The sequence below is a fragment of the Sodalis-like endosymbiont of Proechinophthirus fluctus genome, from assembly GCF_001602625.1.
Lineage (GTDB): Bacteria > Pseudomonadota > Gammaproteobacteria > Enterobacterales > Enterobacteriaceae.
Genome location: NZ_LECR01000082.1, coordinates 26670 through 32077, shown reverse-complemented (window position 1 = coordinate 32077; position 5408 = coordinate 26670). Strand labels below are relative to the sequence as shown.

Below are 5408 nucleotides of genomic sequence, written 5' to 3'. Positions count from 1 at the left end.
CTGCACGGTTGAACTGCGCGCGGATGTCGGTCTCATTGGCGGTATCATCCAGGAATACCCGCCGTTTGAGCACCTGAACGCCGGTACCAGCGGAGGCGGGTACCGACTGACTGTTGCCTATGGTCATGCTATCGAGGAAATAGTAGGAATAGCGACTCAATGCCTGCATGACATTTTGCATACCGATGAGACTGGAGGTCATAGCGCTGCCCATATGGTTATTCAACCCCATAGCGTAAGGCACTTTCTGACTCGCCTGGTGAATGATGTCTGCCACCTGTTCGCGGCTCATTGCCGGCGTAAGCGTATTGTGCTCCAGAGGCTGTTTGTTTAACGGCGCCATCGGCAAATGTATCAGGATTTCTCGCCCCTGCTGGTGGGCTTTCACCGCCATCGCATGGGCATAGGGCGCATCGGGCAGCACAGCGATGGAAATATTGACCGGCATGGCCAATACCTGATTTTCGGTCGCGGGTTGGTAGCCTAAATCATCAATGACGATAGCTAATTTCCCGGCCTGTGCCACAGAGCTTGCCAGCGTCAGGAGTATTACAATAGCGGTGCTAAAAGTTTTAATCGACAAACTACCTTCCTAACTAGAGTATGGGATTGACCACCTTGTCCCTGGCGGCGGATTTCAAAATAAAGCGACGGTGTGCCCTGGCCGCCGCTGGTGCTAACCAGGGCGATAGGTTTGCCCGGCCTTGACCTGTCGCCGACGTTGACCAGCGTGCTCTGGTTATAGCCATACAGGCTCTTATCGCCCTTGCCGTGTTCAATCACGACTATCAGTCCATAACTCTGCAACCAGTCTGCTATTAGTAAAGTACCTAGCCGGCGAAAATTGCTTTCACCTCACTGCCTTATGACGCCGCAATCACTAGCCTTTATAGCGCAGTTCACCCTGTTGAGGTTCGCCGCCAAAGCTGTGCAGCGTGCGCAGCCCCACATCGGCCACAGATCTTGTTCCGCCGGATGGCCGAGGCCGCCAGTAAGGGCGAACGGCGCACGCTTGCTTTCGCTGGGCTTATAGGTGCTGCCGCGGCTTTTCGTCCGCGCCGAGCGCGAAGTGCGGGCGATGGTATCGCGCAACCGCACTTCGTTTTGGTGTAGCTCCGCCAAGCGCTGCTTATCTTCCGAGATAGACGAATTCAGACCGATCAGGGTTTTCTGACACGCGCCGCGGGCACTTTGCAACGTTTGCTGTTGCTGCTGTTGTTTCTGCTGCTGTTCGCGCTTTTGCGCTGCGAGGTCGGTACGGGTCTGGCGCAGATCATTAATGGTTTTCGCGCACGCTTCGTTAAGGTAGTTGAAATAGACTAGAATGTGTTCACTGCGCACGCTTTCCTCGTTACTGAGGATCAACTGCAGCTCGGAGCGTTGCTCCTGGCGAATGGAGCGCGTCAGCCGATCGATATCGCGGTTCAGCGTCNCAGCGCGCGCTGCGTATCCAGCAGGGCATGGGACGAGCTGGCGATGAGTTGCTCTTGCTGTTTTATTTGGCCTAGCAAAGCGATGCACTTTTTTTGTTGTTGCTGAACGCTTTTTTTGGCAAGGATAGATTGTTGCACCGTTTCAAGCTGTTGCTTGTTATCCGCGGCGTGACCGGCGATAGGCAACAGCAGCGCACCACCGGTATAAAGCATGCAGGCGCAAAGGCGATACCTGAATCCGGTGTCGTGCTGCCGATCGTCGGCGCGCGCAGGATATGAATTTTTCAACGGTGCTTTTTCCTTCATAGCGGTGATTGTTTCACGTTGAACAGCGGCTTACCAGTCATCTATTAGCGCTTTAGCATCGGTTTATCCTAGATTTTTGCGTCGAGAGGGCGCATTGCTGTCAGTTTTTTGGTGATGTATCCGGTATATTGGCTGAATTTGCCAGGAGAAGATGGTATACTCGGGTGCTTTGACGTGTGGACATCTACTAACGGGAGCTTTTTCGCCCCATGCAAGAAATTATGCAATTTGTCGGCAATTATCCTATACTTAGTCTAGTGTGGGTAGTCCTTTTGGGCGCCGTAATTTTTACCACTTTTCAAAGCCGATTTTCCAAGGTGGGTGACATCGCCCGCGGTGAAGCTGTCCGCCTGATCAACAAGGAAGACGCGGTGATTGTTGATCTACGCAAACGGGATGATTACCGTAAAGGGCATATTGCCAATAGCCTGAATCTAGCAGCATCGGACATAAAATCCGGCAATCTAGGCGAGCTAGAGAAAGCGAAGGGTAAACCGGTCATTGTCGTTTTCGCCAGCGGCACCACCTCGCGCGATCCGGCGCAAAACCTGATCAAAGCCGGCTTTGATCAGGTTTATGTGCTTAAAGAAGGTATATCCGGATGGAGCAGGGAAAATTTACCTCTGGTCCGGAGTAAGTAACTCTTTTTCCATCAGGAAGGAAAAACCATGGCCAGTATCGAAATCTATACCAAACCAACCTGCCCCTATTGCCATTGGGCTAAAGTGTTATTCACTCGCAAACAGGTGCCGTTTCAGGAAAACCCCATTGACGGCGACGTAGATCTGCGGGAAGAGATGATTGTGCGCAGCGGTCGCACCACGGTGCCGCAGATTTTTATTGATGGTAAACATGTGGGCGGCTGCGATGATCTGCATGCGCTTGATACGCACGGCGGCCTAGACCTCCTACTTAAATAAGCAGAACAGACGGCGCGTGAGACTTGGTGCCCGTACCCAGCACTTTAACCAAAGGGTTTTTCAATGTCAAAACAAAATAATACTGAGATGGCATTCCAAATTCAGCGCATTTACATCAAGGATGTTTCGTTTGAAGCGCCGAACGCGTCCAAGCTATTCCAGCAGGAATGGCAACCTGAAATCAAATTGGATCTCGATACCGCGTCCAGCCAGCTAGCGGAAGATATTTATGAAGTCGTGCTGCAGGTCACCGTGACGGCGACGCTGGATAATGACACCGCGTTTTTATGCGAAGTCCAGCAGGCAGGTATTTTTACCATCTCCGGCATTGACAGCACCCAGATGGCGCACTGCCTCGGTGCCTACTGCCCGAATATTTTGTTCCCTTACGCCCGCGAGTGCATCACCAGCCAGGTATCCCGAGGTACCTTCCCGCAGCTAAATCTGGCGCCAGTCAACTTTGACGCGTTGTTCATGAGCTACCTGCAGCAACAATCTGACGGCGAAGGCAGCCAGCCGTCTCGGGACGCCTAATTATGCCTGGCGATGCTTCAATGATTGTTATTGGTGCCGGCTCTTACGGTACAGCCCTGGCTATCACCCTGGCGCGTAACGGTCATGAGGTGTTGCTATGGGGACACGATCCGGCCCACATTCAGGAACTAGAGGCGGCGCGCTGCAATCAGGATTTTTTGCCTGACTTACCCTTTCCATCGACGCTGCGCCTGGAAGCATCGCTGCCGACGGCTCTGGCCGCCAGCCGCGATGTGCTGATTGTTGTCCCGAGCCACGTATTTGGCAGCGTGCTTACGAAACTCAAACCGTATCTGCGACAAGATGCACGCATTGTCTGGGCTACCAAAGGACTGGAGGCGAATACCGGGCGGCTACTGCAGGAGGTGGCGCGGGATGTGCTAGGTGACGAGATACCGTTGGCGGTTTTGTCGGGGCCGACTTTCGCACGTGAATTGGCGGCCGGTTTGCCCACCGCTATCGTGTTGGCCGCCACCGATGCTACTTTCAGCGCTGATTTACAGAGGCTGTTACACTGTAGTAAAAGTTTTCGAGTTTACAATAATCCCGACCTCATTGGCGTTCAGCTCAGTGGCGCGGTGAAAAACGTTATCGCCATCGGCGCTGGTATATCCGACGGCATCGGTTTTGGCGTCAACGCGCGCACCGCATTGATCACTCGCGGTCTGGTAGAAATGTCGCGCCTCGGCGCGTCGATGGGCGCGGAGCCCATCACCTTCGTGGGCATAGCAGGACTAGGGGATTTGGTGCTTACCTGTACCGACAATCAGTCGCGCAATCGCCGTTTCGGTATGTTACTGGGGCAAGGTGCTGGCGTCGAGGACGCGCAGGAAAAGATTGGGCAAGTGGTGGAGGGATACCGTAATACCAAGGAGGTATTGGCGCTTGCCAATCGTTACGGGGTGGAGATGCCCATTACTGAGCAGATTTATCAGGTTCTGTATCAGAACAAAAACGCGCATCAGGCGGCGCTGACGCTGCTGAGCCGCGCGCAGAAAGATGAAAGGGCCGGCGGCTAAGGACCCGGTCCGGGTCCCTCAACAATAAAAGAAAAGACGGGCGGTATGGTATGTCGACAGAAAAATTGGAACTTGTATGGAATGATATTAAAATTGAAGCGCTATTGCTAGTTGATTGTGAACCCATGCTGGCCGGTTCTTTCCACGCAACCCCGCTAAAGCACGAAAACTTGGGCAATGCATTGGGCTATATGCTGGCCAATAAACTCAGCAATCCCATTCATGCCGGCAATCGCCATTCGTGAAGTGGTAGGGGAGACCTACAGCGCTGATCCAGGCATGATATTCTCCACCACGCGCGGTATCCACGTGGTGCGGCTGTGCGACCCGGCGATGGATTCCGCGCCCTGTAAGTTTATCGTATCGGCCATTGGCTGTGGTATCAAAAACTACCAGAGGGGCTGGCGATTTATTTCCAAAATCAGATTTCCGTTGTCCATTAGCGTGGATGTACGTCCGATGGCGCGCATCATCTGCGGCACATCATCCTCGACCAACGCCACGTGGATCGTCATTGGCGAAACCGTGGTAGTGGAAGATGATGTTTCTATCTGCAATCCGGTGCGCTGGCGGTCAGTTTTGAATTCAGCGACGGCATCTGACGGCGTTTATTGTCGCGCGCCGGTGCAATCCACCAGCAGGCGCAAGGCCTCGTACACCATGACCGACACTATATCAGACTGGTTTATGCTGCAGCTGTCTAGCTGCATCGAGATTCAGATTTTCTGCGCTATCTATAGGTAGTGCGTCAAGAATTGACGACGGAGTGAGTAGCCCGCGAGTTTCCGCCCCAAATAGCAAATAGTCTCCTGTCTGGTAGCTTACCGAGCTGTGCGCCGGCTGCTCCTTGCGCTAGGAAGGCGGTGTAATCTAGATGATACCGAATTGCAGCGAATTCATGATAATCTAACCCCGTCCAGCGCAGGCGCTTATCGTCCCAGGTAAATCCCAGTGGTTCAATGAGGTGTGAAAACTGGTATTCGCGCACAGGTGGAATGATGTTTCCGGTATTGGGCGGTATTTCCGATTCGTATAACATAATTTTCAGCATGATGCCCCTTAAGAGCAGGGCGCAGAATAGCAAAGTAGTTCTCCCCGGCCGCCTCCTTCCTATTGTTCCTGGGTGTGCCATATCAGCGCTGGGCCAAAATAGGAAGCCAGATAATCAGCCGCAGTCCGCCGAGAGGGCTATCCTC

5 protein-coding genes and 4 pseudogenes are annotated in these 5408 nt (G+C 53.3%); 5 read left to right on the top strand and 4 right to left on the bottom strand.

The features are described from left to right. The 3 genes and pseudogenes from BG74_RS18030 to BG74_RS18025 all read right to left on the bottom strand — a co-directional run. A partial coding sequence (locus tag BG74_RS18030; protein WP_439895713.1) for a divergent polysaccharide deacetylase family protein occupies positions 1-583 on the bottom strand: 583 nt, incomplete at its 3' end. Next, a pseudogene (locus BG74_RS08045) lies at positions 550-1432 on the bottom strand (peptidoglycan DD-metalloendopeptidase family protein); the annotation flags it as partial. The gene BG74_RS18030 and the pseudogene BG74_RS08045, both read right to left, overlap by 34 nt. A gap of 1 nt (position 1433) precedes the next feature. Further along, positions 1434-1739: pseudogene (locus BG74_RS18025) on the bottom strand (murein hydrolase activator EnvC); the annotation flags it as partial. 209 nt (positions 1740-1948) lie between these two features. On the opposite strand from BG74_RS18025, the gene BG74_RS08040 reads away from it, so the two are divergent. From BG74_RS08040 to BG74_RS14085, 5 genes and pseudogenes are all read left to right on the top strand, one after another. Beyond that, the gene (locus BG74_RS08040; protein WP_066597703.1) at positions 1949-2380 is read left to right on the top strand and encodes a rhodanese-like domain-containing protein; all 432 of its coding nucleotides are present in this window, start codon (positions 1949-1951) and stop codon (positions 2378-2380) included. Positions 2381-2407: 27 nt separating this feature from the next. Continuing rightward, the gene (gene grxC, locus BG74_RS08035; RefSeq protein ID WP_066597701.1) at positions 2408-2659 is read left to right on the top strand and encodes a glutaredoxin 3; all 252 of its coding nucleotides are present in this window, start codon (positions 2408-2410) and stop codon (positions 2657-2659) included. A 63-nt stretch (positions 2660-2722) separates the two neighbouring features. Continuing rightward, positions 2723-3193, top strand: coding sequence for a protein-export chaperone SecB (secB, locus tag BG74_RS08030; protein WP_066597699.1), 471 nt, complete (start codon positions 2723-2725; stop codon positions 3191-3193). A gap of 2 nt (positions 3194-3195) precedes the next feature. After that, positions 3196-4212 carry an NAD(P)H-dependent glycerol-3-phosphate dehydrogenase gene (gene gpsA / locus BG74_RS08025; RefSeq protein ID WP_066597697.1) on the top strand — a complete coding sequence of 339 codons (1017 nt, stop codon included), beginning with the start codon at positions 3196-3198 and terminating at the stop codon, positions 4210-4212. A 50-nt stretch (positions 4213-4262) separates the two neighbouring features. Beyond that, positions 4263-4776: pseudogene (locus BG74_RS14085) on the top strand (serine acetyltransferase domain-containing protein); the annotation flags it as partial. Positions 4777-4820: 44 nt separating this feature from the next. Here the strand turns inward: BG74_RS14085 and BG74_RS08015 are convergent. Further along, positions 4821-5263: pseudogene (locus BG74_RS08015) on the bottom strand (RNA methyltransferase). Positions 5264-5408: the final 145 nt, after the last annotated feature.

Excerpts from the sequence above, each read along its gene's own strand:
- BG74_RS08040 (WP_066597703.1), top strand. The coding sequence starts at position 1,949 with ATGCAAGAAATTATGCAATTTGTCGGCAATTATCCTATACTTAGTCTA.
- grxC (WP_066597701.1), top strand. The coding sequence starts at position 2,408 with ATGGCCAGTATCGAAATCTATACCAAACCAACCTGCCCCTATTGCCAT.
- secB (WP_066597699.1), top strand. The coding sequence starts at position 2,723 with ATGTCAAAACAAAATAATACTGAGATGGCATTCCAAATTCAGCGCATT.
- gpsA (WP_066597697.1), top strand. The coding sequence starts at position 3,196 with ATGCCTGGCGATGCTTCAATGATTGTTATTGGTGCCGGCTCTTACGGT.